We start from the raw sequence: 25,780 nt of genomic DNA on the forward strand, positions 1-25,780 counted from the left end.
ACCCGACCGCACCTGCCGACCCCGCGTCCGCCGACGGCCCCGCCGCCGGGGCGACCCTGTCGGCGTCCGCAGCCGACGGCGGCGGCCGAGCCGCGCCTCCCGGACCCGGAGCCGACCACGTCGTGACCGGGCCCGGCGGCGGACTCACGTGGTTCGAGGACGGCACGGTCGAGGGCGCCGACGTCGCCGTCTTCGCGAACGAACTGCTGCCCGAGCTGCCGGCGCACGGGGTCCGCACCGTCGTGCAGGGCGAGCGCGTCGACTACGAACGGCTGACCGGTCGCCCGCACATCCGCGTCACGACCATGCCGTCGGACAAGCACGACTGGTTCGACCTCGGCATCTTCGTATCGGTGAACGGCAAGCAGGTTCCGTTCACCCCGCTGCTCCGGGCGCTCGCGAAGCGGGACCGGCGGATGAAGCTCATCGACAACTCGTACCTGTCGCTGTCGGACCCCGCGTTCGACCGGCTGAAGGAGCTCATCGACGAGGCACGCGACCTCGACGAGTGGGAGCCCGACCAGCCGATGACGGTCACGCCGCTGCAGGCCGGGCTGTGGTCCGAGTTCGACCAGCTGGCGGACGAGACCTCGCACGACGAGCGGTGGCAGGCGATCGCGTCGGGGTTGCTCGGGGCGACGCCCCCCGGGTCGGTGCCCGTGCCGACGTCGGTGCACGCGGAGCTCCGGCCGTACCAGCACGCCGGGTACGCGTGGCTCTCGTTCCTGCTGTCACACGGCGTCGGCGGGGTGCTCGCCGACGACATGGGGCTCGGCAAGACGCTGCAGGTCCTCGCGACGATCGCCGCCGCGCGGGAGTCGTCGCCGGACGAGCCGCCGTTCCTCGTCGTCGCCCCCACCTCGGTGGTCGGGAACTGGGCGACCGAGGCCGCCCGGTTCACCCCGTCGCTGCGCGTCTCCACGATCGGCTCGACGACGCTCAAGGACCCCGGGCTCGTCGCACGCGCCGCGGCATCGTCGGACGTCGTCGTGACGTCGTACGCGCTGCTCCGGCTCGACGCGACGGCGTACACCGACCTGCCGTGGGCGGCCCTCGTGCTCGACGAGGCGCAGTTCGTGAAGAACCCGCAGTCGCAGACGCACCGGGTGGCGGTGGACCTCCGCGCGCCGGTGAAGTTCGCCATCACCGGGACCCCGCTCGAGAACGGGCTGACGGACCTCTGGGCGCTGTTCCACATCGTCGCCCCCGGACTGCTGTCGTCGTGGTCGCGCTTCGGGGACGACTACGTGAAGCCGCTCGGCTCCCCCGACCTCCGGGGCGTCGCCCGGCAGGAGCTCACGGCGCGGCTGCGTCGGCGGATCCGGCCGCTCATGCTCCGGCGCACGAAGGAGAGCGTCGCCGCCGACCTGCCGCCGAAGCAGGAGCAGGTCGTCCGGGTCACGCTCGACCCGGCGCACCGGACCCTGTACGAGACGACGCTGAACCGTGAGCGGCTGAAGGTGCTCGACCTCATCGACGACCTCGCGAAGAACCGGATGATCGTGTTCCGGTCGCTGACCCTGTTGCGGATGCTCGCGCTGTCGCCGGCGCTGGTCGACGGTCCACGCGATGACCTGTCGTCGGCGAAGCTCGACCTGCTGCTCGACGAACTCGAGCAGCTCGCCGCCGAGGGTCGCCGCGCCCTCGTGTTCAGTCAGTTCACCTCGTTCCTGCGGATGGTCGCGGCAGCGCTCGACGACCGTGGGATCGGGTACGAGTACCTCGACGGCTCGACTCGGCGCCGCCCCGAGGTCATCGACCGCTTCCGGAACGGCACCGCCCCGGCGTTCCTCATCTCGCTCAAGGCCGGCGGCTTCGGGCTGACCCTGACCGAGGCGGACACCGTCTTCGTGCTCGACCCGTGGTGGAACCCCGCTGCCGAGAACCAGGCGGTCGACCGGACGCACCGCATCGGGCAGACCCGCTCGGTGAACGTGCAGCGATTCATCGCCGAGGACACCATCGAGGAGAAGGTCCTCGCGCTCGCGGCGAAGAAGGCCGAGCTGTTCGCGACGATGATCGACGACGACGCGCTCTTCGCCGAGGACCTGACGGCCGACGACATCCGGTCGCTGCTGGGCTGACGTCGCCGGGGCGCGGCGGCGCGGCGCGCGGTGCGCGGTGCGGGCGCACAACGGAAGTCCCGCCGAACCACGGCGGTGCGCGGTTCGGCGGGACGTCGGTTTTGCGGCGCCTCAGCGGGCGAGGGCGTCGATCGCGGCGACCTCGTCGGAGGACAACTCGATCCGAGCACCGGCGGCGTTCGACCGGATCCGCTCCGGGTTCGACGACTTCGGGATGACCACGAACCCGTGGGCGACGTGCCACGCGACGATGACCTGGGCGCTGTCCGCGTCGTGAGCGTTCGCGATGTCGACGAGCGTCGGGTCCTGCAGGTTGCTCGCCTTGAACGGGCTGTAGCCCTCGAGCACCACCCCACGGGACGCGAGGCCGTCCGCGATCGTGCGGTCGTACTCGACGGGACTCCACTTGATCTGGTCCACGGCCGGGGCGGTGCCCGTCGCCGAGGTGATCTCGTCGATCTGCGCGAGCGAGTAGTTGCTCACGCCGACGGCCCGGGTCAGCCCGTCGGCCTGCGCCTGGACCACCTGCTCCCACACGTCCGGACGTGCCTCGCCGTTCGGCGGCCAGTGCACGAGCCAGAGGTCGAGGTGGTCGAGGCCGAGCTGGTCGAGGCTCTCCTCGATCGTCTCCCGCACCCGGTCGGCGTTGTCCGGCGGGAGCTTCGTCGTCACGAAGACGTCGTCGCGTGCCAGTCCGGACTCGGCGATGGCCTTCCCGACGCCGCGCTGGTTGCGGTAGCCGGTGGCGGTGTCGATGTGGCGGTACCCGGCCGCCAGGGCTTCGCCGACGGCTGCGGGGGCCTCGGCATCGGGGATCTGCCAGGTGCCGAAGCCGAGGAGCGGCATCGACCCACCGGTGACGGACACGGACGGGTTCGCGTAATCGGTCATGCACCCGTGTCTACGCCGTGCTCGCGACGCCGTTCAGAGCGAGGCGGTCCAGTCGGCGACGGTGACGACCTCGGCCTGCCGTGGGAAGACCTTCTCGACGAGGACGCGGTGGACCTCCGGATCGCCGTCCACGCACGCGTCCGACAAGACCGTGAGGCCGAAGTCGAGGTCGGCCGCCTGGCGGAGCGTCGAGAGGACGACCCCGCTCGTCGCGATACCGGTGAGGACGAGGTCGCGGACCTCGAGACCGCGGAGCAGCACCTCGAGGTCGGAGCCCGTGAACGCACTGACGCGCAGCTTCGTCACGACGAGGTCGTCGTCCCCGACCCCGAAGGCACTGTGCACGTCCGTCGCGCCCGGGGCCTGGGCGCCGATGCGTTCGCGTGCTTGCCGGAACACCTTGTTCGAGCGTGCGGCCTCGGGAGCACCGGGACGCATCGCGATCCGCACGAAGACCACGGGGATGCCGCGTTCACGGGCAGCCGACACCGCGGCCGTCGCTGCCGCCAGGACCTCGTCCGTGCCGAGCCGTTCGACGATGCCGTTCTGGTAGTCCATGACGAGGAGTGCGGTGCCCACCCGGAAGACGCTACTCCGACGGTCCGGGCGGTCGACCCTCCGCTGGGGTTCCGGTCGATGTCCGACGTGTCCGGCATCATCGACGAGGCCGTCCGGCCCGCACCACCGCACCACCGCACCACCAGGAGCTCCACCACCGCATGACGTCCCGCCGACGCCGTACCCGCACCAGCCTCACGTCCGTCCTCGTCCTCCTCGCACTCGCCGTCGGTGGGTACGCCTTGCACGCCGCGGGCGTCATCGCGCCCGATGCCGAAGCCGCACCGGCGACGACCAGCGCACCCACCGCAACCGACGCGCCCACGATCGAGACGGAACCGGGCACGGCGGGGACGACCCGCGCCTCCCGAACCGCCGCACCGAGCGCGGCTGACGCACCGAGCGCGGCCGCTGAGATCGCGCGAGCGGAACTCGCCGCGCTGCCCGTCAAGGGCAAGGCGCCCGCGACCGGGTACGACCGGGTCGGCGAGTTCGGCACCGCCTGGCTCGACGTCGACCGGAACGGGTGTGACACGCGGAACGACGTGCTCGCGCGCGACCTCTCGGCGATCACCCGTCAGGGCTCCTGCCGGGTGATGAGCGGGACGCTCGTGTCGCCGTACACCGGGGCGAGGATCGACTTCGTCCGCGGCGAGGGGACCTCGACGCTCGTGCAGATCGACCACGTCGTCGCACTCGAGAACGCGTGGCGGACCGGGGCGCAGCAGCTCTCGCAGCGTGAGCGGGAGGCACTCGCGAACGATCCCGAGAACCTGTTCGCGGTGGACCAGCACTCGAACGGGCAGAAGCGCTCCGGCGATGCGGCGACCTGGCTCCCGGCGGAGAAGTCGTTCCGGTGCACGTACGTCGAGCACCAGGTCGCGGTGAAGACGAAGTACCGGCTGTGGGTCGCCCCGGCCGAGCACGACGCGATCGCGCGGATCCTCAGCAACTGTTGAGCCGTGCGGCAAAACGACAGGTGTAGTCTAAGTCGTGTCGATGCGAACGCATCGTCCGGACTCGCTGCTCCACCGCGGACCCCGAGCCCTTCACCGTCGAAGACCTCAGGAGGCCTCCCCATGCCCGGCACCACCACCGCCCGCTTCACCGACCGCGTCGTCCTCATCACCGGCGGTGGATCCGGCCTCGGCCGCGCGACCGCCGTCCGCCTCGCCACCGAGGGCGCGAAGCTCTCCCTCGTCGACGTCTCCGCCGAGGGCCTCGAGGCCTCGAAGACCGCCGTGCTCGACGCGGCCCCCGACGCCGAGGTCCTCACGACCGTCGCCGACGTCTCCGACGAAGCCCAGGTCGAGGCGTACGTCACCGCCACCACCGAGCGCTTCGGTCGCATCGACGGCTTCTTCAACAACGCCGGCATCGAGGGCAAGCAGAACCCCACCGAGTCCTTCACCGCGGCCGAGTTCGACAAGGTCGTCGCGGTCAACCTCCGTGGCGTGTTCCTCGGCCTCGAGAAGGTGCTGCGCATCATGCGCGAGCAGGGTTCGGGCATGGTCGTGAACACCGCGAGCGTCGGCGGCATCCGCGGCATCGGCAACCAGTCCGGCTACGCCGCCGCCAAGCACGGCGTCGTCGGGCTCACCCGCAACTCGGCGGTCGAGTACGGCCGCTACGGCATCCGCATCAACGCCATCGCCCCCGGCGCCATCTGGACGCCCATGGTTGAGAACTCGATGAAGCAGCTCAACCCCTCGGACCCCCGGGCGGCCGCCGAGGAGTTCATCCAGGTCAACCCCACCAAGCGCTACGGCGAGGCCCCGGAGATCGCCGCGGTCGTCGCGTTCCTGCTCTCAGACGACGCCTCGTACGTCAACGCCACGGTCGTCCCGATCGACGGCGGACAGTCCGCCGCCTATTGAGCCGCGCGGTCCGGCGCGTGACCGTTCTGGTTCGCGATCCCCGGCTTCCCCGGACCAGAACGGTCAACGCATGACCACGAAAGGCCGTCCCGTCCCGGCGTCCCGACGACCCCGCCCGACGTGACAGCATGGAGGCCGACCCTCGGGAGGGAACCGCATGAGCACGAACGACCAGACCGGATCGGCCTTCGGTCGCGGCGTCGACAACACCCCGCCGACCGCGTCCGCCGAACTCCGCCGCCGGATGGCGACCTCGCCCGCGGGCTTCCTCCGGAGCGCGGCGTGGGTGCCGTGGCGTCCCGCGGATGCGCCCGACGGCGGGAGCGTCGCGCACGTGATCATCCGCGAGAAGCCGTTCGTCCCGGTCTTCACCGACCCTGCCGAACTCGCCGCGGGGCTGCCCGACACCGAGGGCCGACCGGTCTCGATGTCCGAGCTCGTGACCGCGCTGCCGGAGGAGTTCGGGATCGTCGTCGACCCCACGAGCGCCGCGGAAGCGAACTTCCTGCACGCCGATGTCCTCGCCACCATGCGGGCGCAGATGCAGAGCGGTGTCCAGCTCGACGAGGACCCCGACCAGAGCTGAACCGGCCGCCTACCGACCACTCGGGCCGGGCTCGACGAGCTCGATGAACCGGGACAGCAGCGACAACCCGGCGATCGAGGGCGGCAGACCCGTGGCCAACGCCGGCGAGTACACGAGGTACGCCGCCCACTTCGCCCGCGACAGCGCCACGTTCAACCGGTTCGGCATGAGCAGGAAGTCGAGCCCACGCGGGATGTCGGCCGCGCTCGACGCCGCGAGCGAGACGATCGACACGACGGCCTCACGCCCCTGGAACAGGTCGACCGTGCCGACCTGGGTGCCGCGCAGTCCTGCTCGGTCGAGGGCGTCGCGGATCACCGACCCCTGCGCGTTGTACGGCGCGACGACGATCACGTCCTCGTCCGTGAGCACGCGTTCGGTGTCGCCGTCCACCCATCGCCGACCGACGACGTCCTGCGCGAGGGCGACGACCCGGGCGGCTTCTTCCACCGAGGAGGTGGTGTTGCCCGCGTGCACGATCGGCTCCGGGTGGACCCCCGGTTCGATGCCGTCGAGGTGCCGCCCGGACACCATCGACGCCAGCTGCCCGTCGTAGGACAGTGCCGACACCGATGCTGTGAGAGCTGGCTCCATCCGACGCGTCCGCGCCAGGAAGTAGCCGAACGCATCCGGCAGTACGTGCTGGCCGTCCGCGAGCCACCCGAGTGCGGACTCGTCGACCGGCTCGGGGTGGGACCCCTGCGACACCTGCGGCAGTTGCTGCGGATCTCCGAGCAGGAGCAGCCGGGTCGCCGCGATCGACGAGGCGATCGTCGGCGCGAGGGAGAACTGCCCCGCCTCGTCCACCACGAGGAGGTCGAGGGACCGCCGCGGGATCGTGCCCTCGTTCGCGAAGGTCCACGCGGTGCCGCCGACGACCCCGCCCGTGCCGGTCTCGGCACACGACGACAGGAACGCAGCCACGGCGGCGTTGTTCTTCACCGGCGTCCACGCGGCCGACTCGAGGTCGTCCTCGGTCGCACCGCTCTTCGGCACCTTGACGACACGATCAGCCGGAATGCCGGCCGCGACCACGGACGACAGGAAGTTCTCGGAGGTGGCGTGCGACTGCCCGACCACGCCGACCCGCCAGCCGTACTCGCGCACGAGCCGCGCGACGACGTTCGAGCCGACGTACGTCTTGCCCGTTCCCGGAGGGCCCTGGATCGCCAGGTACGACCGATCCAGCTCGAGCAGCGTCGCGACCACGGCCGACACGGTGTCGTCGCCCTGCACGGGCACGATCGGTCCCCTGGGCGGGACCCGACGGAGCAGGTCGAGCGCCGGGTCGGGCAGCATCGCGGGCAGGGCGTCGAGGACCGCTTGCCCCCACTCGGCGATCGCCTCGGGCTGGGGCTTCGCTCGCGGCGGTGCTGCCGGTGCGAGGGCGACCGGGAAGTCCTCGTGCGGCGAGCCACCGACCGGCAGGCTCTCCTTCACGAGCACCTCGAAGCCGTCACCGTTCTCGAACGCGTCCAGCACGACCGCGCGAGCCGACGCGCCCTTCGAACCCGGCGCCGGAGCGGCGACCGATGGCGGGAGTGGGTCGTCGTAGACGAGGTGGGGCGTGCCTCCTGGACGGAGCCGCGAACCGGGCGCGAGCGTCCCCGACAACCGGATCTCTCGTGACTGCGACCGCGCACGCGGCAGGGTCCCCCAGTCGCGCTCGACCGAGGCCCGCTCGACGACCAGCACGTCGCGGGTGTCCGCCCACTCGTCCACCGGGTTCCGCAGGCGGTCGAAGTGGTCCTGCCAGAAGGTCTTCGCCTCGCGCCGGTGGTAGTCGATCGCGGCCGCGGCGAGCGCCAGTGCCGTCTGGTCGGACGTGCGGTCAAGGGCGTCGACCCCGTCGAGCTGCGCGGCGAGCGCCGTGTACACGGGGTTCGGTTCGCGGTCGACCGGGATCGGCGGGAGCAGTTCGTCCGGCTCCGCGGCGATCGGTGTCGGCGCGGCCGCTCGGAGCGACAGGAGCCAGTCGCGCAGCCGGAGGGTCGACCGGCAGTCGTAGGCGTTGTAGTCGGCGACCTCGTCGAGCATGTGCTGGCCGGCGGCTGGGTCGCCGTTCCGGAGCTCCTCGATCGCGTCGACGTACGCGGTGATGCTGTCCGCCGCGTTCGTGACGTCGCTGAGCCGCAGGTCGTCGCCCATGTACAGCGGCTCGAGCTTCTTGATGGAGTAGCTGCGGCTGCCGACCACGAGCGCTTTGCGGACGATCGGGTAGAGGTCGACGAGGACGCCGGCGCGGAGCAGGTCGTCGACGGCCTCTTCCCCGACGCCGTGCCGGGCCGCGAGCGAGAGCAGGTGCGTTCGCTCGTACGCCGCGTAGTGGTAGATGTGCATCCCGGGGTGCTGCTGCCGCCGAGCCTCGATGAAGGCCAAGAAGTCCACCAGGGCCTGGCGCTCGTCGCGGATCGTGTGGGCCCAGAACGCGGTGAAGCGCGCCTCGGGGTCGACGAGCCCGAACAGGTAGTCGAGTCCCCAGTGCACGCCGTCCTCGGTGTGGAGCGGGTCCCCCTCGAAGTCGAAGAACACGTCGCCCGGGTCCGGTGCCGGGATCGCGTCGAGCGCGCGCGGGTCCGCCACCTCGTAGGCGGGCGTGCGGCCGTCAGTCTGCTCGGTGTCGACCTGGAGGCGCGCCTGACGCACCAGCCGAGCCTGCGTCCCGCGCGGGAGACCGGGCACAGCGGTGGTGCGGTCCGCCAGCTCGTCGATCGTCCGCACCCCCTGCCGGATGAGCTTCGTCCGTTGGTCGAGTCGCATGCCCGCGACGAGGACGAGGTCACGGTGCTCGGCGACCTGCGTCGTGCAGACGTCGCACCGGCCGCACGACGAGTACCGCAGGTCGGCCCACTGCAACGGCTCGGTCTCGGCCATCCGCTCGGCGATCACCCGCTGCAGCTCGACGCGCTGCGTCCGGTACACCGGCGCGATGTCGGCGAGGTCGTGCGTGGTGGTGGTCCGGTCGCCCAGCACCAGGTGCACCTGCTCGCCGGTGGGGATGCCGTGCGCCTGCATCTGCTCGGCGTAGGCGGCGAGCTGCAGGAGGGCGCTGATCTTGGCGTGACGGGCGAGCTTGGTGTCGTAGACCTCGTACTCGCCGCGGTCGTTGCGGATGATGAAGTCCGCGAAGCCGATGAAACCCGGCGCCCCTGGCGTCGGCGAGGCGAAGAAGGTCGGTTGGTAGAGGACGTCGGCGCCGTCGTGCATCGCTGCCCGTGCTCGTTCCGCCGTCTGGGCGTACTGCGCGGGCTCGGGGCGGTCGAACTCGACGACGTCCCGGGTCTCGCGGAGGATGTCGAGGTAGTCGAGCTCGTGCTGGTCCCCCAGGCGTGCCGTGCGCTCGAGCATGTCGTCGTGCGTCTCGGGCAGTGGTTCGCCCCGCCCGAGCTTCGCGTCCATGCGCCGCAGGAACGCCCACTCGCAGGCCGCCCAGGTCGAGAGGTCGCTCGGGCTGAGCAGGACCTGCCCGTCGCCGCCGATCTGCATGCGTTCCCCCGTCTCGTCGGTCTCCTGCGAGCCTAGGGCCGCCCGCCGACACCGTCCGTCCGCACGAACCGCGGCCCCTCGTACCCGTCCCGCGACACCCACGCCGTGAAGTCCGCGAGCGACCGCACCCAGTGCCCTCGCTCCCCGTAGAGGGCCTGGTAGACGACGACCGGCTCCTCCGTCTCGACGTCCCGCGCCACGAGGACCACCTCGTATTCGCCGCCCTTGAAGTGCCGGTACCGCCCAGGCGTCACGTCGTCGACCATGCCCCGATGCTAGGGCCGACACGCTCCCTAGACTCGACGCCATGACCGAGCCGGCACGCACCGAACGCGGACTCGACCGCCTCGTGAACTTCTCCGACGCAACCGTCGCCATCGCGATCACTATCCTGATCCTCCCGCTCGTCGACCTGGCCGGCGAACTCAGCGGGGGCCGGGGTGCCGGAGACCTGCTGCAGGAACACTGGCCCGCAGTCCTCGAGTTCTTCATCACCTTCTGGGTCATCGCCCGGTTCTGGACGCTGCACCACCAGGTGTTCGAGCACGTCCGCTCGTACAACCTCCGGGTGATGCGGCTCAACTTCGTGTGGCTGGCCAGCATCGCGTTCCTGCCCTTCGCCGCAAACCTGCTCAACACCGAGGTCGAGGGCGACCGGGTCGCACACGCGCTCTACCTCGGCAGCATGGTCGTGACGAGCCTGACGCTCACTGCGATCGAGTGGGAGCTCCGCCGCGCACCGGAGTTGCTGTCCTCGCCGCTCGGCGACTGGCGGAAGGGGCCGATCGCCGCGGGGCTGCTGGTCCTCGCGCTCGTCCTCTCGTTGATCTTCCCGTCGGTCGGCCTGTACTGGGTGCTCCTCCTGGTCCTGCAGGGCACCCTCGCCAGGCGGCTGCCGAAGCCCCACACCTGAGCCGACCGCACTGCGACCCGCCACGCGCCGCGCTCGTCACACACGGTCATGTCGATGCCCCCGAGCCCTCGAGGACGTACCGTCGCGACATGACCGTCGCCACGGCAGTCGCCGTCCTCGTGGGAGTCCTCGCACTCGCCACGGCCCTCGGCCTGCTCCTCCGCGCCCGGACCGGCCGAGCCCGCCCCACGCGGACGAGCGACACCCGCACGAGCACCGAACCGAGCACGGGCACCGACCCCACCACCGCCGACCTCGCCCCCGCCGAGGCCTTCGGCACCGAGGCCACCCTCGTCCAGTTCTCCACCCCCACCTGCGCCCGCTGCCCGGCCACCCGTCGCCAGCTCGACGCCGTCGCCGCCGCGAACCCCGGCGTCGCTCGACTCGAGATCGACCTCGCCGAACGCCCCGAGCTCGCCCGACGCTTCGCCGTCATGCAGACGCCGACGGTCCTGCTCCTCGACCGGAGCCGCGCCGTGCGCACCCGGTTCGGCGGCCCGCCACGCCCCGCCGAACTCGCCACGGCACTCCACGCCGTCCTGGCCGCAGCAACAGCAGCACCAACAGCAACAGCAACGACCCCCGGAGACGAGCTCCCATGACCGCCACGAACGACCCCGCACGCGGCATCGACCCCCGATCCCCGAGGTTCGGCGCCGCCATCACGACCGTCCTCCTCGCGGCGACGATCGTCCTCACGCTGATCCCCGCGACGTGGACCGTCGGCATCGTGCTGCTCGCCGTCATCGTCGTGCTCTTCGCCATCGGTGGCATCGCGGGCATCCGGCGACACCCCTACGGCGCGCTGTTCCGCCGCCTCGTCCGCCCGCGGCTCGGCCCGCCCGCCGAGCTCGAGGCCCCGGAACCCCCGACCTTCGCCCAGCAGGTCGGCCTCGTCATCACGGCCCTCGCCCTCGTGCTCGCACTCGTTGGTGTGCCCGTCGCAGCCCCCGTCGGCGCCGCGATCGCGCTGGTCGCCGCCTTCCTCAACGCCGTCTTCGACGTCTGCATCGGCTGCCTCCTCTACGTGTGGCTGGTCCGCGCGGGCGTGTTCCGCAGGCGGTCCGCGGTCTGATCAGGGGCCCGGAGGCGCGACCCACCCCCGCGACGCACGCCGCGTCGTCGAGGTGATCCGTTCCTCCCGGCCTCCCTGCCGTCCCGTCTCGTAGCCTGGCCGCATGGGGGACGACACGTAGCCATGCCGTACACCGACGCCTCGACGGTCCTGCTCAAGAAGCTCGCGACCTACCTCGCCGACGACGAGAACTCCGGCGCAGCCGACATCATCCGCGGATGGACGCCCCCGTCGAGCGCCCGCCCGAGCCGCCGGATCGAGGTCGGCGGACGGATCACTCTCACGCCCGAAGTCATCTGGTTCAATGCCCATCCGCTCAACTACGCCCGCTCCGACTTCGGGATCCCGGTCGAGGAGATCACCCGACTCGACGACGTGTCGAGCGGGCTGCGGAAGAAGGTCCGGATCACCCTGCGAGGCGGGATCGAACCGACCTTCCTGATGTGGGGCATCCCGCGCTTCATCGAGGCGGTGGACCGGGCGCGCGGTGCGCTCTGAGGCCTGGAGGCGCGGCTCACCCCCGCCCCGCTGGCGGCAGCGGAGGATCCCCCCACGACATCCTCCGCCGCCACGACTGGAGAGCACGGCGGCTCAGTACCTCGCGAGCGCCTGCTCACTCAGAGCGACGAGGTCGTCCGCGCGCATGCCCGGCCATCCGTGCAGCAGCTCGCGCCACTCGGTCGGCAACGCCGCCGCCCCGTACCTAGCTCCCGCGAGCCCGCCGGCGATCGCGGCCACCGTGTCGGTGTCGTTCCCGGTCCGGACCGCCCGGACGAGAGCGTCCTCGAGGCTCGTGCTCGTGCGCACCGCCGCGTAGGCCGCCTGGAACGCCGACACGACCCATCCGTTCGAGTCCGTGAAGTCCACCGGCTCCGAATGCTCCGCCGTCACGATGCGGTCGACCCAGGTGCGGCGCTTCTCGAGGTCGAGCAGGTCGAGCCCGCGCAGCACGTCGAGTTCGCCGGTGAGGACCGCGTGCCGGATCGCCACGCACCAGAGCACGCACGCGTCCCCGGCGTCCGACTCGTAGTGCGTGAGGTCGCTGATCGCACGGGCGGCCTCGGCGAGCCGGAGCTCCTCGTCGGCTGCGCCGGTCAGGTACCCGAGCACGAGCGGCGCTGTCCGCATGAGCGATCCGTTGCCGGCCGACCGGCCCCTGGACTCGTGTTCATGCCGGGCTGCAGCGCGCGATGCGGAGGCGACCCGCGCGTCCAGTCCGGCGAGGACGTTGCGTGTCTGGATGCCGACGTCGGGCGCAGTACGTGCCCAGTCTGCCCAGGCGGCCACCAGGCCGTCGAGAGCCGCCTCGCTGGCGGGATCACCGCCGCGCGCGACCGTCCGGAGGATCGAGACCGCCATGCTCGTGTCGTCCGTCCACTCCCCCGGGGCCCAGCCGAACGAGCCGCCGCCCGCCATCCGGATCGGCGTGGGCTCGGGGACGGCAGGGCGGAACTCGTAGCCGGCGCCGAGCGCGTCGCCCGCGGCGGAACCGAGGACGGCGCCGATCGCCCGGTCGGTCTGTTCAGTGGTCAGCACGGCTGCCTCCTGGTGGTTAGCGCGGAATTGCGTAAATCCGAGTCTGCACGATCGCAGCGGTTTGCGCAAGTGTGCGTAAACTCGCTGTCGTGAGTTCATCGGAGTACCGCGATCCTTCCGGCAAGCGCCTGGTCGACTACCCGCGACCATCCGTCGCTGTGGACACAGCGGTCCTGACCGTGCCTGTGGGGGGATTGCTGTCCGTCCTGCAGGTGCGCGATGCGATCGACAGCGACTGGCGCCTGCCGGGGACGTTCGTGCACGAGGGCGAGCGGTTGGCCTCGGCAGTCTTGCGGTCGTTGTCCGACAAGGCCGGCGTCACCGGCCTGGCGCCGACGCAGTTGCACGTGTTCGATGACCCCTCGCGGGACAGTCGCGGGTGGGTGATGTCGGTGGCGCACCTCGACGTGGTGCCCTTCTCCGCACTGTCATCGTCGCTGGACTCGTCACGGGCGCGCCTGGTGCCGGTCGACACCGCGACGGGGATGGTGCACGGGCACGACGACATCGTGGCGTTCGCGGTGGACTCCTTGCGGGCAGCGTACGCCGGGACCCCCGATCCGCGCGGGCTGCTGCCCGAAGTGTTCACGATGACGGAGCTGCGGCACGTGCACGAGGCCGTCCGCGGCGAGCGGCTCCTACCGGACTCGTTCCGGCGGGCGATGCTGCCGCTGCTCGTCGACACGGGGTCGCGTGCGACTGCCGGGCCGGGCAAGCCGGCGACGCGCTACCGGCGCGCCTGAGGCTGCCCGCTTGGTGGGCAGGAACGGTCGGGTTCACTGGTGCTTCCCATTTCGACGACCAATCGGCCTCCCTCGTTGCCGCGTCGCTCGCCGCTGCGCCGTGCTCACGGAAGGTCGGTGGGCCGCGGGTTCAGCGGCGTCCCGAACTTCGGAGCCTTTCCGCTGACGCAATGCCCCGTGATCGACACATCGGCGTAGGAATCGAAGGCCTGGAACTGCACGAGGAATCCGTCAGGAGCGGCTCCCCTGAGGTAGCCGTTCGGGTACGCGATGACCGGTCGCGGCGGGGTGAGCGTGTCATCGTGCTCCACCCGAGCACCGCGGTAGCCGATCTTGTCGAGAGCGTCGGCGACGCGCTTCGCCAGCTCGTCCGGAGTGGTAGGGAGAGGCAGCTTGCGAGTGGCCGAGTACGTGTACTGAGCTGCATCATGGCCACCGCTTCCGCAGATGAACCAGCTCGGCTGCTCATCGCCCCAGCCGTCCTCCCCGACGACTGTCCGAACCGCCGCGAAGATGTTCAGCACGTCTCGGTGAGACTCCGCAACCGTCATGGACGAGTCCTTCCCAGCGGCTGAGTGAGGTCCCGTTCCAGCGCAGCCACTCATGGCCAAGGCGGCGACCCCGATCAAGGTCGCGGCCCGAAGCCAACGCCCAGAGTGCGGTTTCACCGGCGCGTCCTGCCTGCCACGCGAACGTGAACGGATGCCAGCTCCCGTTCGAGACCAGTCGGTCGGGGGTTCAACGACCTCCCGAGCTTGGGCGGGTCTCCGGGTACGCAGTGCCCGTAGATGATGACGCCGACGAAGCCGGGATCGGTCTGGAACTGCAACCCGTACCCATCGGCAGCGGTCCCACCGTTGTAGCCGTTCGGGTACCCGATGACCGTCCGGGGAGGCGACAACGTCTCGTCGTGCTGAACGCGGATGCCTTCCATGCCCTGCTTCGACTCGAGCGTCTCCGCAACGCGCTTCGTGACCTCATCCGGCGTACCGGCGAGCGGCTGGTTCCGGATTGCGGTGAGCATGAACTGCGCGCCCGCTTTGCCCCCGGAGGAGCAGCCATTCCATTCCGACTCGGTCCCCTTCGCCCAACCGTCCGCTCCGACGACCGACGTGATCGCGGCGAAGATGTCGAGCACATCCTGATGTGACTCCTGCACTGTCATGGGTCCGTCCTTGCTCGCAGGGGCGTGAGGTCCGGTGTCCGAGCAGCCGGTGATGAGGGTCGCGATGAGTGCGCACGATCCACCCACGACCGCCCATCGGTCACCAGGACGCGTCCCAGCGGCGAGCCGCATCACGGGGCAACCGTGGGGCTCGGATTCAGCGGGGTTCCGAGCTTCGGCGGCTCACCGGAGATGCAGCGGCCGGAGATGATCGTGGCAGCGTAATTGGTGCCGGACTGGAACTGGATTCCGAACCCATCGTTCGCGGTGCCGCCGTTGTACCCGTTCGGATACCCGATCACGGTCCGCGGTGGCTGCAGTGTCGTGTCGTGCTGAACACGCACATCGTCGTAGCCGGAGGCTTCGAGCGGAGCGGCGACCCGCTTCGCCACCGCATCCGGTGAATCGCTCAGGGGCGACCGACGCGCTGCGTACAAGCTGAACTGGGAGGCGTCGGACACCGACGGGCAGGAACCCCACGACGATTCGAAGTCGTCGTCCCATCCGTCCTCGCCCACCACGCTCTTGATCGTGTCGAACACGTCGGTGACGCTCTGGTGAGCCTGCTCCGGGGTCATCGTCGAGGCCTTGGTTGCCTCGTCGGACGGGTCCGCGCCCGAACAGCCGGTCACTACGAGAGTGGCCGAGATCGCGATGGCGAGCCCGAAGGAGCCGCGCCGAGAATGCCGGATCTCCAGCGGACGACGCCGCACGAGGGCTGCCCGAGCTTCATGACGGGCACCGCGTCGGCGTGGAGTGATGCGCTGCATCACGGGAGGTCGGTAGGCCGAGGATTCAAGGAGCTGCCGAGCTTCGGCACGCTCCCGGGCACGCAGTGTCCGTAGACCGAGAGGTCGGCGTATCCGTCGTTCACCTGGAACTGGATCCCGAACCCGTCCGCTGCAGTGCCGCCGTTGTAACCGTTCGGGTAGCCGATCACTGTGCGTTTCGGCGTCAGAGTCTTGTCCTGCTGCACCCGCGCTCCTCCGTATCCGATCGCGTCCAGGGCATGCGCGACCTCCCCTGCGACTCCGTCGGGTGTACCCGGCAACGGGAGCTTGCGCGTCGCCGCGTACGCGTACTGCGCAGCGGCAGTCCCCCCGCTGCTGCAGATGTTCCAGCCCGCATCGTCGTCGCCCCAACCATCCTTTCCGACGACACCCTGGACCGCAGCGACGATGTCGAGAACGTCTTGGTGGGATTGCCCAATGTTCATTGTCGTGTCCTCACCAGCGGGATCGTGCGGGCGGGTCTCACTGCACGCCGAGACGAGCGTGGCAGCGACGACTGCTACGGCGAGCGCGCCGGAGCGTCGAGGTCCGCCCGTCCGTGAGCTGTGTCTGACCGCTGCGTGAAGCCGCACTACGGGAGATCGGTCGGACGCGGATTCAGAGGGGTACCGAGGTTCGGCACTTTCCCCGGCACGCAATGTCCCCACACGAGGAGGCTGGCGAAGTCCGTACCGGACTGGAACTCCACGCCGAACCCGTCCGCGGCGGTCCCGCCGTTGTAACCGTTGGGGTATGACACGACCGTCCGCGGCGGACGCAGCGTGTCGTCGTGCTGCACGGGAACACCGTCCAACCCCACGTCGGTCTTCAACGCCTTCGCAACACCTCGAGTCACCTCATCGGGTGCTGCGGGCAGCGGATGCTTGCGGATGGCCGTGAGCGTGAATTGAGCACCGTCGTCTCCGTTCGATGAACAGTCGTTCCATCCGGATACTGTTCCCTCGTCCCAGCCTTCCGCTCCGACGACCGACTTCACCGCTCGGAAGATGCTCATCACGTTCTCGTGGGACTGTTCGGGGGTCATCGAGGAGTCCTTACTGGCAGGAGCATGCGGACCAGTGTCGGAGCATGCGGTCAAGAGGAGCACGGCGGCGGCGACCAATCCGCCCATTTGAGTCAAGCGTCTAGAGCGTGGGGTCACCGGTGAGTCCTGTCTGCCACTGGTACATGAACCAATTGTCCTTCGTTTGCTGCCGCATCCGATCGAACGGGGCGCCAGCCTCCGGGATCTCATCGCCCAGTCCCATCGTCGCTTTCGCGGTGTAGTACTGCGAGGTCGTGTTGTTGTCGAAGTACGAGTAGCGACCTTGATCGTTGCCCTCGCGGCCGTCGTACGGGCCGTGGTGCGTGACGCCGTGCAACTCGTCAGCGCCGGACCCTTGCGTTTCGGAGCTGAAGTCATGGGCGTCCCAGGACGGGTCCGTAGGGTCCTGACGGCCCGACAGGTTCTGTCCCGTGATCGCCCACCCGTCCTTCGCACCCTGGCTTGCGAACACCTCGCCCCTCGGTACCTGCAGCGCCTCGGCGTTCGGCGCCACATCCGTGACTCCTGCGGACCCGAGGAGCACGACGTGGTCAGCGTGTGTCTTCGTCAGGGCGATGGTCGCCACGTTGGTGCCGTAGGAGTGTCCGACGACCGACAGGTCGGCGTCCCTACCCGACGCTGCCCGGACCGCGTCGAAGCCGTTCAGATCGGTGGCGAGGGCGTCAGCGCCCGTGTGGGCGCGTCCGTTGGCCACGACCGAGGCGAACGACAGGTCGTCGGCCATCGGGCCGTGGTAACCGATCCATGACACCACCGCGACGTCAGAGGGCAGGACACCGCCCACCGCGGCTTGACGACTGCGCATCCCCTCGGCGATCGTCGCGTAGTTGCTCACGGTCCCGTCCTGGTACGTCGCCGTGTTCATGCCAGGCACGATGTACGTCACGTGTGCAGCTGTGTCCATGTCACCGGCGACGATCTGCGCCAGCGGCGGCCTGTCATCGACGAGCGAGATGAGCGAGACGGCCTTCGTCTTCAACGTGTCCTGAATGTTCTGGTACCCGTCGCGCTGCCGCTGCCAGGTCTGCAGTTGCGCTCTCGCAGCCGCGGCAGCCGCAGGGCTCGAGGCGTTCTTCAACTGCTTCTCCCAGTACGACGTCTTCTTGTTCGCTTCGGTCAACTTGCTCGTGAGCACCCTCTTGTTCGCTCGCGCCCTCGCCCAGTAGGCGACGCCGTTCAGGTTCCCGAGCGCCGCCGGGATAGCCGCGACGAACGCATCCTGCTCAGCAGAGTGCGCACCGTCCGGACCGGACATCGCCGACCACCACGCCGCCACGTCCTTCGCGTCCATACGCGCCAAGCGTGCAGCAATCGTCGGGTCGTCCTCCAACGCGGCGATCGACTCCTTGTCGAGCGAGCCGAGCCACGTGAGGAACTGCCCGTCGCTCATCTTCGCCACGGCCGCGGCAGACTTCAGCTTCCCGACGACCTCCGGTGCTTCCAGAGCCGAGGCAACCTGTCGATCGGCAGCGTCGCGCCGCGTCACCAGCTCTTCCCACTGCGCCGACAACCGTCCCTGGAGCCCGGCAAGGCTCGCGGCTCCGTTCTGCAACTGGTGCAGCTTCGTCGTGTCGGACTCCACCGCGTCCGCGCTCTCGACAGCCTGGGTCGCGGAGCGGATCGCGCGGGCGTTCGCCGCGACGTCGTCGGCCGCACTCTGCTGGGCAGTCTGTACGCGCTGCGCTTCGTCCTGGATCCGCTGGACCTCACTCGCGTAGGTGTCCAAGGCCGACGCGGCCTCATCGAGTCGCGCCGCGGTTCGCTGCGCACTCGCCGGCACCGTCGCCGCCACCGAGACGAACCGCTCCTGCGCCTTCCCGGTCCACCCCGACTGCGCCGCCTCAGCAGCGTCCACCACGTGTCGAGCCCCCGCACGGACCGCGTCAGCGTGCTGCGTGTGCAGGCGTGCGAGCCGACGGATCCCGTCCGGGTCACCCGCTGTCGGATCGGCGGTCATCCGAGCCTCGCCGCCAGACCCGCGTCCGCCTGCTCCAGCTCCGAAGCGGCGTCCTGCACGAACTGGCTCAGCGTGTCCGCATCGTCACCGAGCGAGCGGACCATCGCGTCCTGCGCCCGCGCCGACGACGTGAACGCCGACGCCACGACATCGGACCCCAAACACCCGCCGTCGGCCTCCGAGAGCGCACGCTCGGAACCGAACTCCGCCGCCGCGCTCTTCGCCTTCGACGCCACCGAGTGCATCGCCGATGCATCGACCGTCAGATCCCCCAACACTGCCCCCTTCGCCCCTCAACGCCCCGCCAGCATAGCCTGATATGTCAGCCGCGTGGTACAGCTCTCCCGGATCCGTGGTGATCGGCGCACTCCGTGAGCAGAAATCGTCGGGTTCGTCACCTCCACTCGACCGTTTCTGCTCCGTCACGTGACGCAAACCGGGCCCGGCACCCGCGCACCCACCCGCGCGCCCCTCACCCCGCACCCACCCCCCCCCACTCCGTAACACGCAATTTACTTTCAGCACTGGCCACTCCGCCTGCAATGCGCTTTCATGGAGCGCATGACCATCGCCGACCGCACCGACCGCGCCGACGCGTTCGCCCTCGTCCGGACCCAGTCCGGCACGATGCCCACGAGCATGCGCGCGATCGCCGACGCCGTCCTCGAGGACCCCGGCACCGCGGCCACCACGAGCGCCGCCGAGCTCGCCGACCGCGCCGGCGTCTCCCCCGCCACCGTCTCCCGCTTCGCCCAGCACCTCGGGTTCGCGAACTTCGCCGCACTCCAGCGCAGCATGACCCGGGCCGTCGAGCGGGGCATCCACGAACGCCGCGAGACCGAGATCCACGCAGGCGTCAGCGTCGACGACGACGTCACCACCGTCATCGCGAAGGTCACCGAGGACGTCCGCGCCGTCATGAGCGACACCCGCGCCACGCTCGATCCGTTCGCTCTCGAGGCCGCCGCGGTCCGCATCAGCGAAGCCCGCCGCGTCGTCCTGTACGGCGTCGGCGCGAGCGGCATCGTCGCCCGCGACCTCCACCTGAAGCTCGAACGCATCGGCATCGCGAGCTCGATCGCGGACGACCCGCACAACGCCCTGACCCTCGCGAGCGTCCTCGGCCCGAAGGACGTCCTCGTCATCACGAGCCACTCGGGCACCACCGTCGAAGCCCTCGAGGTCGCCGCCGAAGCCAAGATGCACGAGGCCACCGTCGTCGCCGTCACCGGCCACGCCACCTCGCCGCTGACCCACCACACCGACCACGTGCTGCTCGGCGTCGCCGGCGCCGAGAGCGACCTCCGCCCCGCCGCGATGGGCAGCCGCATGAGTCAGCTCGCCATCGTCGACGCCCTGTTCATCGTCGTCGCGCAGCGCACCGACGAACGCTCCCGCCCGCTCCTCGCACGCAGCCGTCACGCGGTCCGCACGCACCACCGTCCCTGAATCGAGCACCATGCACCACCACGACGACCTCCGCGAGGAGCTCAAGCACCTCGCCACCGAAGCCACCGACTCGTCACTCGACGACATCGACCTGATCTCCACCCTCGAGGCTGCCCAACGCATGAACGCGCTCGACCGCAGCGTGCCTGCGGCAGTCGAGCCGTGCCTCCCGGCCATCGCCCTCGCCGCCGACTCGATCGCCGCAGCCTTCGGACGCGGCGGCCGCCTCGTCTACGTCGGCGCCGGCACGCCGGGCCGGCTCGGCGTCCTCGACGCCAGCGAGTGCCCGCCCACCTTCGGCACCGACCCCTCGCAGGTCGTCGGCGTCATCGCCGGCGGCCCCGTCGCCCTCACCACCGCCGTCGAAGGCGCCGAGGACGACGAAGCAGCGGCCGTCCGCGACCTCGACGCGCTCGGCCTGACGGCCGACGACGTGGTCGTCGGGATCAGCGCGTCCGGCAGGACGCCCTACGTCATCGCGGCCATCCTGGAGGCGCGGCGCAGGTCCGCCCTGTCCGTCTCCGTCGCGTGCAATCCCGACTCTGCCGCGGGGCGGGAAGCCGACATCGCCATCGACGTGGTCGTCGGCCCCGAGTTCATCGCCGGATCGACCCGCCTGAAGGCGGGGACCGCGCAGAAGCTCGTGCTGAACATGCTCACCACGCTCGCGATGGTGCGGTGCAACAAGACGTACGGCAACCGCATGGTCGACGTGCGGGCGACGAACGAGAAGCTCGTCGCGCGGTCGTTCTCGCTCGTGCAGGACGTGACCGGGGCTGCTTCCTCCGAGGTCGCTGCTGCCCTCGATGCAGCGGACGGCGAGGTGAAGACGGCGATCGCGATGATCCTCAGCGGGTCGTCAGCCGCGTCCGTCCGGGCACAGCTCGCCGCCGCCGACGGCTCGCTCCGCGCCGTCATCTCCTGACCCCTTCCCTTCTCAGTCCGTTTCCTTCCCCCCGAGGAGCACCATCAATGACCGATGCACAGCAACTCGCACAACAGATCCTCGACACCGTCGGTGGGTCCTCGAACATCGCCGACGTCGAGAACTGCATGACCCGGTTGCGGGTCGAGGTGGCGTCTCCTTCCTCCGTTGATCTGCCTGCGCTCCAAGGCACCGACGGGGTGATGGCCGCGATCGCCGCGGGGTCGAACCTGCAGATCGTGCTCGGGCCTGGACTCGTGGACCGGGTGGCTGACTCGCTCGAGTCATTGCGTGCTGCTCCTGCTCCGGGTGCGTCCTCGGCGTCGGTGTCGCCCGAGGAGCTGGCGGCGCGGGGCGCGTCGATCAAGGCATCCGCCCGTGCCCGGTCCGACGGCCGCACCATGCGTGCCATCCGTCGCATCTCGGCGATCTTCATCCCGCTCATCCCGGCGCTGATCGCCTGCGGGCTCATCGCCGGGATCAACGGGATCCTGACGAACCTCGGGTGGTTGCCCGGGGTGACGCCGTTCCTCGGCGTGCTGTCCAGCGGGTTCCTGTCCCTCCTCGCCGTGTTCGTCGGGATGAACGCCGCGAGGGAGTTCGGCGGGACGCCCATCCTCGGCGGTGCCGTCGGCGGCATCATCGTCGCGGCCGGCGTCGCGAACGTCACCGTGTTCGGCGAGACCCTGGCGCCCGGGCAGGGCGGCGTGCTCGGTGCACTGGCCGGCGGCATCCTCGCCGCGTACGTCGAGCGGTTCATGCGGAAGGTCACGCCGGACGTCATCGCGCTCATCGTCGTGCCGACCGTGACCGTGCTCGTCGCAGGCTCCGTGACGCTCGGGGTCCTGATGTCCGTCGCCGGGGTCGTCTCGGTCGCCATCGGCACCGCGGCCACCTGGCTGCTCGCGAACGGCGGGGCCTTCGCCGGGTTCATCCTCGGCGGGCTCTTCCTGCCGCTCGTCATGACCGGGATGCACCAGGGGCTCATCCCGATCCACGCCACGCTGATCGAGCAGACCGGGTGGACCGTGCTGCTGCCGGTGCTGGCGATGGGCGGTGCCGGGCAGATCGGTGCGTGCATCGCGCTGTGGGTGCGGTTCCGATCGAACGAGTCCCTCGTGCGGACGATCCGTGGGGCGCTGCCGGCCGGGTTCCTCGGGGTCGGCGAGCCGCTGATCTACGGCGTGACACTCCCCCTCGGGCGGCCGTTCATCACGGCGTGCATCGGTGGGGCGTTCGGCGGCGGGGTCGTCGGGCTGTTCGACCAGCTCGGGCACTCCGTGGGGGCCATCGCCATCGGGGCGTCGGACCTGTCGCTCATCCCGCTGTTGAACGGGTCCTCGGGCTACGGCTGGGCGTTGCTCGGGTACGGGTCGGGGCTCGTGGTGGCGTACGTGGTGGGGTTCGTGGCGACGATGGTGTTCGGGGTGTCGGAGTCGGTGCGGGCTGATCTGGACGCGCAGGCGGCTGCTTCGCCGGGAGACCCGGTCGCGCCGGACGCGCCGCTCGACGTCCCGGTCACGCCGGTCGCGGCTGTGTCGGGTACCAGCCGCTGATCGCTCGTTCCCTCACCGGTGCGTTCGACACCCGTCGATCCACAGCTCGGCGCCTCGGTCATCGCAGCGATGACCGCCCGAGGAGGATCGAAGTGTGGAGGAATGGGAAGCGGACGACGCTCGTCGACGACACATGGCTCGCTTCGGTCGACGCGACACGGCGCCCGAGCTGGCGTTGCGCCGAGAGCTGCACCGGCGAGGCCGGCGGTTCTTCGTCGACCGGCAGGTCAGCCGGCAGTGCCGCGTTCGACCCGACCTCGTGTTCCCGCGGGCACGGATCGCCGTCTTCGTAGACGGCTGCTTCTGGCACTACTGCGAGGACCACGCTCACCTGCCGAAGGCGAATGCTGAGCTCTGGCGTCGGAAGTTGCTCGCCAATCGCCAGCGAGACGCACAGAACCAGGCGATCCTGGTGTCGGAAGGCTGGCGTGTGTTGCGGTTCTGGGAGCACGACCGTCCCACCAAGGCCGCGGCCTTGGTGGAAGCAGAGCTCGATCGGTGGGCCGCGATCGCCGACACCGGAAGGATGGCGATGGACGAGACCGGGCCCCGACATCTCGTGACTGTGACTCGCGCACCCTCTTCGTCGTTCACACGACAATGCGTCAGCATGACGGAGGACGCAATCCCCTCTTCAGTTCAGTAGGAGCCCGAGATGCCTCAGCCCGCCCAGACCAACGTCACCGAGGAAGAGCGAGCAGCTGTCGAACAGGAGCGCGAGGAGCTCAAAGACTTCGTCAAGAGCTTGACGGGGGACGACATCAAGTCGGGGAACTGGTTCTCGAAGCTCCTGAGCAACGCGTTGAACGCTTACACGCAGAAGGTGGACGCTCCTTACTTCGAAGAGCGCTACAAGGGAGTCCCCGCAGACGCTGTAGTCGATCAGAGGGTCAAGATGGCTGCCCGGTACGCCGCGATCGAGGGCGGCCTCTCGGCTGGCGTCTACTCGGCGGCGATCGTCGCCACATTGGGCACTGTGGGCGGTGCCTCACCGCTGACGCTCCCTGCGGCAGGCGTCACCCTACTCGTGGACGTCGCCTACATCGCTCGCCTGCAATTGCACCTCGCCTACGACATCGCCGTCCTGTACCGCGTTCCGATCAACGTCGACGACCCGGATGACCTCTGGAAGCTGGTCCGAGTCGCCTTCACGATTCGGGGCGCCCAGGCTGTGAGCGAGGGCGTCACCAAGGTGGTCCCAGCATTGGTGAGGCCGCTGGTCAAGGCCTTCTACTCGAAGGCAGTGTTCACGGCTGCACGCAGCCTGCCTGTCGTTGGAAAGTTCCTTTTGCAGCGGAACGTGGTCAAGATCGGTATTCCCGTTGTCGGAGTGCCGGTGTCGGTCGCACTGAACTACTACTCCACGATCATCGCGGGCAAGCACGCTCGCGCTGTCTTCCGGAACGATGCTCGCGTTGACGAGGCCGCGACACGTGCGGTTTCGAGGACGGATCACCCTCGCTCGGTGCTGTGGGTGGCATGGATGATAGTGCTCGCTGACGGCAGAATCACCGACGACGAGGCTCTGTTCATGCGGAAGTTGGTCGAGCAGTTGCATGATCAGCACGATCTCGCAGACGAGCAGTTCGCGAACGTCATCGACCTCGACGTCGATGACGTCTGGCGCCGACTCGACCAGGAGACAGGTGACCTCTCAGATCTCTTCGATGTGACGCTCAAGACCGCGGAGATCGACGGCTCGGTTCACAAGCTGGAGACAGCTGTGCTCGAGGAGCTGCGGGAACGGTACGGTGCTCGGCAGAGTTGAAGCGAGGAGGAAGACCTTTTCACTCGTCCTCTGGCCGGATCGCTCTCAACGACGCTCCGGCTGCGGGAGAAGCAGCATGTAGCGTTCCGCCCCGGGTCTGATAGGGGCTCTCAATCCACGGGAGATGAGAGTCATGGGAGCACCGAGGAAGTATCCGAATGTGCCTCGGGAGCGAGCGGTCCGGCTCGCGATGGAAGCGCGCCGCGACCCGAACACCAAAGCCGGCGCGTTGCGTTGGATCGGAGAGCAGCGGGGCACCGATTTGGAGACGCTGCGGAACTGCGTGCATCAAGCCGAGATCGATGCCGGTGACCGGCCGGGTGCCACGACCGATGACGCGGCCAGGATCGCGGAGTTGGAGCGTGAGGTCCGGCAGCTGCGACGTGGGAATCAGATTCTTAAGTCGGCGCTGGCTTTCTTCGCGGCGGAGCCCGACCGCCCGTCCAGCAGATGACGCAGTTCATCGACACGCATCAACACAAGTTCGGGGTCGAGCCGACCTGTTGCACGTTGCAGGTCGCCCCGTCGAGCTACTGCGCCGCGAAGCACAGGCGGCCGTCCGCCCGGTCGATCAGCGACGCCGCCCGCACGATCGAGGTGGAGCGGGTGCCGCAGAAAGTACGGCGTCTACGGCGCGTGGAAGGTGCACGCGCAGTCGCGACGGGAATGCCACAAAGTGGCGCGCTGCACCGTCGAACGCCTGATGCGGGTCGCCGGCTTGTAGGGCGTCCCGAAGCGGAAGGGCCCGAAGACGACGGTTCAGGGTCCGCTCGGAGAACGACCCGCGGACCTGGTGCGGCGGGCATTCACGGCGACCGACCCGGAACAGGTCTGGGTTGCGGAGATCACCTACATCCGCACATTCCCCGGTTGGGTCTATGCCGCGTTCGTTCCGAACGTGTTCTCCCGTCGGATCATGGGCAGTCAGTTGTCGCGGAACATGCGCACCGACCTTATCCTCGACGCCCTCGAGATGGGTATCCGGACCCTGCAACGCGAGGGCCGCGACCTGACGAGGCTTCCATCACAGCGACCTCGGAGTCCAATATCGGGCCATCGCTACACGGACCGGCTCGCCGAAGCAGGCGCGGTCGCGTCCGTCGGGTCCAAGGGCGATTCGTAGACAACGCTCCAGCGGAGTCGGTGAACTCAATCTCCGAAGCCGTACTGATCCGCAACAAATGGCCCGGGAGTGGCATCGAGGACCTCGAGATCGCTACGGTCGAGTGCATCGACTGGTTCAACCGCCGGCGCCTCCACGGCGAACTCGGCATAGTCCCAACCGACGAGTTCGAAGACGACCACTACCGGCACGAGTTCGCTCCGACTACCGTCGGAGCGCCATTACCGAGCCTCCACTAAACCCGGGACGGAA

30 protein-coding genes and 1 other annotated feature are annotated in these 25,780 nt (G+C 69.6%); of the genes, 17 read left to right on the top strand and 13 right to left on the bottom strand.

Features of this window, described 5'->3' with window-relative positions; all coding sequences use genetic code 11:
• Window positions 1-2,084, top strand: a 2,084-nt coding sequence (locus Q7F20_RS01865) for a DEAD/DEAH box helicase (protein WP_305738410.1), incomplete at its 5' end; no start/stop codon positions are given.
• Window positions 2,085-2,195: 111 nt separating this feature from the next.
• Here the strand turns inward: Q7F20_RS01865 and Q7F20_RS01870 are convergent.
• Window positions 2,196-2,975 (bottom strand): aldo/keto reductase, encoded by a 780-nt coding sequence (locus Q7F20_RS01870; protein ID WP_305738411.1) that lies wholly within the window; start codon window positions 2,973-2,975, stop codon window positions 2,196-2,198.
• Between the two features lie 33 nt (window positions 2,976-3,008).
• A complete protein-coding gene (locus Q7F20_RS01875; protein WP_305738412.1) occupies window positions 3,009-3,554 on the bottom strand; it encodes a cysteine hydrolase family protein in 546 nt (181 codons plus the stop codon).
• A gap of 140 nt (window positions 3,555-3,694) precedes the next feature.
• Here Q7F20_RS01875 and Q7F20_RS01880 point away from each other — a divergent pair, with 140 nt between their 5' ends.
• The 3 genes from Q7F20_RS01880 to Q7F20_RS01890 all read left to right on the top strand — a co-directional run bounded on the left by Q7F20_RS01880 (window position 3,695) and on the right by Q7F20_RS01890 (window position 5,996).
• Window positions 3,695-4,492, top strand: a complete 798-nt coding sequence (locus Q7F20_RS01880; protein WP_305738413.1) for an HNH endonuclease family protein — start codon at window positions 3,695-3,697, stop codon at window positions 4,490-4,492.
• A 120-nt stretch (window positions 4,493-4,612) separates the two neighbouring features.
• Window positions 4,613-5,410: an SDR family oxidoreductase gene (locus Q7F20_RS01885; protein ID WP_305738414.1), complete on the top strand. Its 798-nt coding sequence runs from the start codon at window positions 4,613-4,615 to the stop codon at window positions 5,408-5,410.
• Between the two features lie 157 nt (window positions 5,411-5,567).
• Window positions 5,568-5,996, top strand: coding sequence for an SseB family protein (locus tag Q7F20_RS01890; protein WP_305738415.1), 429 nt, complete (start codon window positions 5,568-5,570; stop codon window positions 5,994-5,996).
• A 9-nt stretch (window positions 5,997-6,005) separates the two neighbouring features.
• Here Q7F20_RS01890 and Q7F20_RS01895 read toward each other — a convergent pair whose 3' ends face one another.
• Both Q7F20_RS01895 and Q7F20_RS01900 read right to left on the bottom strand, forming a co-directional pair.
• Window positions 6,006-9,482, bottom strand: a complete 3,477-nt coding sequence (locus tag Q7F20_RS01895) for a TM0106 family RecB-like putative nuclease (RefSeq protein ID WP_305738416.1) — start codon at window positions 9,480-9,482, stop codon at window positions 6,006-6,008.
• Window positions 9,483-9,514: 32 nt separating this feature from the next.
• On the bottom strand, window positions 9,515-9,748 hold the full coding sequence (locus tag Q7F20_RS01900; protein WP_305738417.1) for a DUF1653 domain-containing protein: 234 nt from the start codon (window positions 9,746-9,748) through the stop codon (window positions 9,515-9,517).
• A gap of 41 nt (window positions 9,749-9,789) precedes the next feature.
• Here Q7F20_RS01900 and Q7F20_RS01905 point away from each other — a divergent pair, with 41 nt between their 5' ends.
• From Q7F20_RS01905 to Q7F20_RS01920, 4 genes are all read left to right on the top strand, one after another.
• Window positions 9,790-10,395 (top strand): TMEM175 family protein, encoded by a 606-nt coding sequence (locus Q7F20_RS01905; protein ID WP_305738418.1) that lies wholly within the window; start codon window positions 9,790-9,792, stop codon window positions 10,393-10,395.
• A gap of 89 nt (window positions 10,396-10,484) precedes the next feature.
• Complete coding sequence (locus Q7F20_RS01910) at window positions 10,485-10,997, top strand: thioredoxin domain-containing protein (RefSeq protein WP_305738419.1); 513 nt, start codon at window positions 10,485-10,487, stop codon at window positions 10,995-10,997.
• Window positions 10,994-11,470, top strand: a complete 477-nt coding sequence (locus Q7F20_RS01915; RefSeq protein WP_305738420.1) for a DUF4395 domain-containing protein — start codon at window positions 10,994-10,996, stop codon at window positions 11,468-11,470. The genes Q7F20_RS01910 and Q7F20_RS01915 overlap by 4 nt, the downstream gene beginning before the upstream one ends.
• A gap of 123 nt (window positions 11,471-11,593) precedes the next feature.
• Window positions 11,594-11,968, top strand: a complete 375-nt coding sequence (locus tag Q7F20_RS01920) for a hypothetical protein (RefSeq protein ID WP_305738421.1) — start codon at window positions 11,594-11,596, stop codon at window positions 11,966-11,968.
• A gap of 93 nt (window positions 11,969-12,061) precedes the next feature.
• Here Q7F20_RS01920 and Q7F20_RS01925 read toward each other — a convergent pair whose 3' ends face one another.
• Window positions 12,062-13,006 (bottom strand): ADP-ribosylglycohydrolase family protein, encoded by a 945-nt coding sequence (locus Q7F20_RS01925; RefSeq protein ID WP_305738422.1) that lies wholly within the window; start codon window positions 13,004-13,006, stop codon window positions 12,062-12,064.
• Window positions 13,007-13,095: 89 nt separating this feature from the next.
• Here Q7F20_RS01925 and Q7F20_RS01930 point away from each other — a divergent pair, with 89 nt between their 5' ends.
• Window positions 13,096-13,749: an NUDIX hydrolase gene (locus tag Q7F20_RS01930; protein ID WP_305738423.1), complete on the top strand. Its 654-nt coding sequence runs from the start codon at window positions 13,096-13,098 to the stop codon at window positions 13,747-13,749.
• Between the two features lie 104 nt (window positions 13,750-13,853).
• Here Q7F20_RS01930 and Q7F20_RS01935 read toward each other — a convergent pair whose 3' ends face one another.
• The 7 genes from Q7F20_RS01935 to Q7F20_RS01965 all read right to left on the bottom strand — a co-directional run bounded on the left by Q7F20_RS01935 (window position 13,854) and on the right by Q7F20_RS01965 (window position 18,982).
• Entirely contained in the window at window positions 13,854-14,300 is a 447-nt protein-coding gene (locus Q7F20_RS01935; protein WP_305738424.1) for a hypothetical protein, read from the bottom strand.
• Between the two features lie 113 nt (window positions 14,301-14,413).
• Window positions 14,414-14,914, bottom strand: a complete 501-nt coding sequence (locus Q7F20_RS01940; protein ID WP_305738425.1) for a hypothetical protein — start codon at window positions 14,912-14,914, stop codon at window positions 14,414-14,416.
• Window positions 14,915-15,045: 131 nt separating this feature from the next.
• Window positions 15,046-15,687 (bottom strand): hypothetical protein, encoded by a 642-nt coding sequence (locus Q7F20_RS01945; RefSeq protein WP_305738426.1) that lies wholly within the window; start codon window positions 15,685-15,687, stop codon window positions 15,046-15,048.
• Complete coding sequence (locus Q7F20_RS01950; protein WP_305738427.1) at window positions 15,684-16,130, bottom strand: hypothetical protein; 447 nt, start codon at window positions 16,128-16,130, stop codon at window positions 15,684-15,686. Before Q7F20_RS01950 ends, Q7F20_RS01945 begins: the two co-directional genes overlap by 4 nt.
• A 146-nt stretch (window positions 16,131-16,276) precedes the next feature.
• Window positions 16,277-16,729 carry a hypothetical protein gene (locus tag Q7F20_RS01955; RefSeq protein WP_305738428.1) on the bottom strand — a complete coding sequence of 151 codons (453 nt, stop codon included), beginning with the start codon at window positions 16,727-16,729 and terminating at the stop codon, window positions 16,277-16,279.
• Between the two features lie 100 nt (window positions 16,730-16,829).
• The gene (locus tag Q7F20_RS01960; RefSeq protein WP_305738429.1) at window positions 16,830-18,707 is read right to left on the bottom strand and encodes an alpha/beta hydrolase; all 1,878 of its coding nucleotides are present in this window, start codon (window positions 18,705-18,707) and stop codon (window positions 16,830-16,832) included.
• On the bottom strand, window positions 18,704-18,982 hold the full coding sequence (locus Q7F20_RS01965) for a hypothetical protein (RefSeq protein WP_305738430.1): 279 nt from the start codon (window positions 18,980-18,982) through the stop codon (window positions 18,704-18,706). Before Q7F20_RS01965 ends, Q7F20_RS01960 begins: the two co-directional genes overlap by 4 nt.
• Window positions 18,983-19,268: 286 nt before the next feature.
• Here Q7F20_RS01965 and Q7F20_RS01970 point away from each other — a divergent pair, with 286 nt between their 5' ends.
• The 8 genes from Q7F20_RS01970 to Q7F20_RS02000 all read left to right on the top strand — a co-directional run bounded on the left by Q7F20_RS01970 (window position 19,269) and on the right by Q7F20_RS02000 (window position 25,528).
• On the top strand, window positions 19,269-20,156 hold the full coding sequence (locus tag Q7F20_RS01970) for a MurR/RpiR family transcriptional regulator (protein ID WP_305738431.1): 888 nt from the start codon (window positions 19,269-19,271) through the stop codon (window positions 20,154-20,156).
• 10 nt (window positions 20,157-20,166) lie between these two features.
• Window positions 20,167-21,081 carry an N-acetylmuramic acid 6-phosphate etherase gene (murQ, locus tag Q7F20_RS01975; protein WP_305738432.1) on the top strand — a complete coding sequence of 305 codons (915 nt, stop codon included), beginning with the start codon at window positions 20,167-20,169 and terminating at the stop codon, window positions 21,079-21,081.
• 47 nt (window positions 21,082-21,128) lie between these two features.
• Entirely contained in the window at window positions 21,129-22,637 is a 1,509-nt protein-coding gene (locus Q7F20_RS01980) for a PTS transporter subunit EIIC (RefSeq protein WP_305738433.1), read from the top strand.
• Window positions 22,638-22,731: 94 nt separating this feature from the next.
• Window positions 22,732-23,283 (top strand): very short patch repair endonuclease, encoded by a 552-nt coding sequence (locus Q7F20_RS01985; RefSeq protein ID WP_305738434.1) that lies wholly within the window; start codon window positions 22,732-22,734, stop codon window positions 23,281-23,283.
• A gap of 9 nt (window positions 23,284-23,292) precedes the next feature.
• A complete protein-coding gene (locus tag Q7F20_RS01990; RefSeq protein ID WP_305738435.1) occupies window positions 23,293-24,405 on the top strand; it encodes a hypothetical protein in 1,113 nt (370 codons plus the stop codon).
• A 160-nt stretch (window positions 24,406-24,565) separates the two neighbouring features.
• Entirely contained in the window at window positions 24,566-24,859 is a 294-nt protein-coding gene (locus tag Q7F20_RS01995; RefSeq protein WP_305738436.1) for a hypothetical protein, read from the top strand.
• Window positions 24,817-24,930, top strand: a sequence feature (AL1L pseudoknot). Its footprint overlaps the gene before it by 43 nt.
• Window positions 24,878-25,129, top strand: coding sequence for an IS3 family transposase (locus tag Q7F20_RS18650; RefSeq protein ID WP_370871602.1), 252 nt, complete (start codon window positions 24,878-24,880; stop codon window positions 25,127-25,129). Its footprint overlaps the feature before it by 53 nt.
• 69 nt (window positions 25,130-25,198) lie before the next feature.
• Complete coding sequence (locus Q7F20_RS02000; protein WP_305738437.1) at window positions 25,199-25,528, top strand: DDE-type integrase/transposase/recombinase; 330 nt, start codon at window positions 25,199-25,201, stop codon at window positions 25,526-25,528.
• A gap of 26 nt (window positions 25,529-25,554) precedes the next feature.
• Here Q7F20_RS02000 and Q7F20_RS02005 read toward each other — a convergent pair whose 3' ends face one another.
• Window positions 25,555-25,719 carry a hypothetical protein gene (locus Q7F20_RS02005; RefSeq protein ID WP_305738438.1) on the bottom strand — a complete coding sequence of 55 codons (165 nt, stop codon included), beginning with the start codon at window positions 25,717-25,719 and terminating at the stop codon, window positions 25,555-25,557.
• Window positions 25,720-25,780 lie beyond the last annotated feature (61 nt).

Source organism: Curtobacterium sp. A7_M15 (assembly GCF_030705415.1).
GTDB lineage: Bacteria > Actinomycetota > Actinomycetes > Actinomycetales > Microbacteriaceae > Curtobacterium.

Bases quoted from the DNA above. Each gene is read 5' to 3' on its own strand.
- Q7F20_RS01870 (WP_305738411.1), bottom strand. From the start codon at position 2,975: ATGACCGATTACGCGAACCCGTCCGTGTCCGTCACCGGTGGGTCGATG.
- Q7F20_RS01880 (WP_305738413.1), top strand. From the start codon at position 3,695: ATGACGTCCCGCCGACGCCGTACCCGCACCAGCCTCACGTCCGTCCTC.
- Q7F20_RS01885 (WP_305738414.1), top strand. From the start codon at position 4,613: ATGCCCGGCACCACCACCGCCCGCTTCACCGACCGCGTCGTCCTCATC.
- Q7F20_RS01890 (WP_305738415.1), top strand. From the start codon at position 5,568: ATGAGCACGAACGACCAGACCGGATCGGCCTTCGGTCGCGGCGTCGAC.
- Q7F20_RS01895 (WP_305738416.1), bottom strand. From the start codon at position 9,482: ATGCAGATCGGCGGCGACGGGCAGGTCCTGCTCAGCCCGAGCGACCTC.
- Q7F20_RS01900 (WP_305738417.1), bottom strand. From the start codon at position 9,748: ATGGTCGACGACGTGACGCCTGGGCGGTACCGGCACTTCAAGGGCGGC.
- Q7F20_RS01905 (WP_305738418.1), top strand. From the start codon at position 9,790: ATGACCGAGCCGGCACGCACCGAACGCGGACTCGACCGCCTCGTGAAC.
- Q7F20_RS01910 (WP_305738419.1), top strand. From the start codon at position 10,485: ATGACCGTCGCCACGGCAGTCGCCGTCCTCGTGGGAGTCCTCGCACTC.
- Q7F20_RS01915 (WP_305738420.1), top strand. From the start codon at position 10,994: ATGACCGCCACGAACGACCCCGCACGCGGCATCGACCCCCGATCCCCG.
- Q7F20_RS01920 (WP_305738421.1), top strand. From the start codon at position 11,594: ATGCCGTACACCGACGCCTCGACGGTCCTGCTCAAGAAGCTCGCGACC.
- Q7F20_RS01935 (WP_305738424.1), bottom strand. From the start codon at position 14,300: ATGACGGTTGCGGAGTCTCACCGAGACGTGCTGAACATCTTCGCGGCG.
- Q7F20_RS01940 (WP_305738425.1), bottom strand. From the start codon at position 14,914: ATGACAGTGCAGGAGTCACATCAGGATGTGCTCGACATCTTCGCCGCG.
- Q7F20_RS01950 (WP_305738427.1), bottom strand. From the start codon at position 16,130: ATGAACATTGGGCAATCCCACCAAGACGTTCTCGACATCGTCGCTGCG.
- Q7F20_RS01955 (WP_305738428.1), bottom strand. From the start codon at position 16,729: ATGACCCCCGAACAGTCCCACGAGAACGTGATGAGCATCTTCCGAGCG.
- Q7F20_RS01960 (WP_305738429.1), bottom strand. From the start codon at position 18,707: ATGACCGCCGATCCGACAGCGGGTGACCCGGACGGGATCCGTCGGCTC.
- Q7F20_RS01970 (WP_305738431.1), top strand. From the start codon at position 19,269: ATGACCATCGCCGACCGCACCGACCGCGCCGACGCGTTCGCCCTCGTC.
- murQ (WP_305738432.1), top strand. From the start codon at position 20,167: ATGCACCACCACGACGACCTCCGCGAGGAGCTCAAGCACCTCGCCACC.
- Q7F20_RS01980 (WP_305738433.1), top strand. From the start codon at position 21,129: ATGACCGATGCACAGCAACTCGCACAACAGATCCTCGACACCGTCGGT.
- Q7F20_RS01990 (WP_305738435.1), top strand. From the start codon at position 23,293: ATGCCTCAGCCCGCCCAGACCAACGTCACCGAGGAAGAGCGAGCAGCT.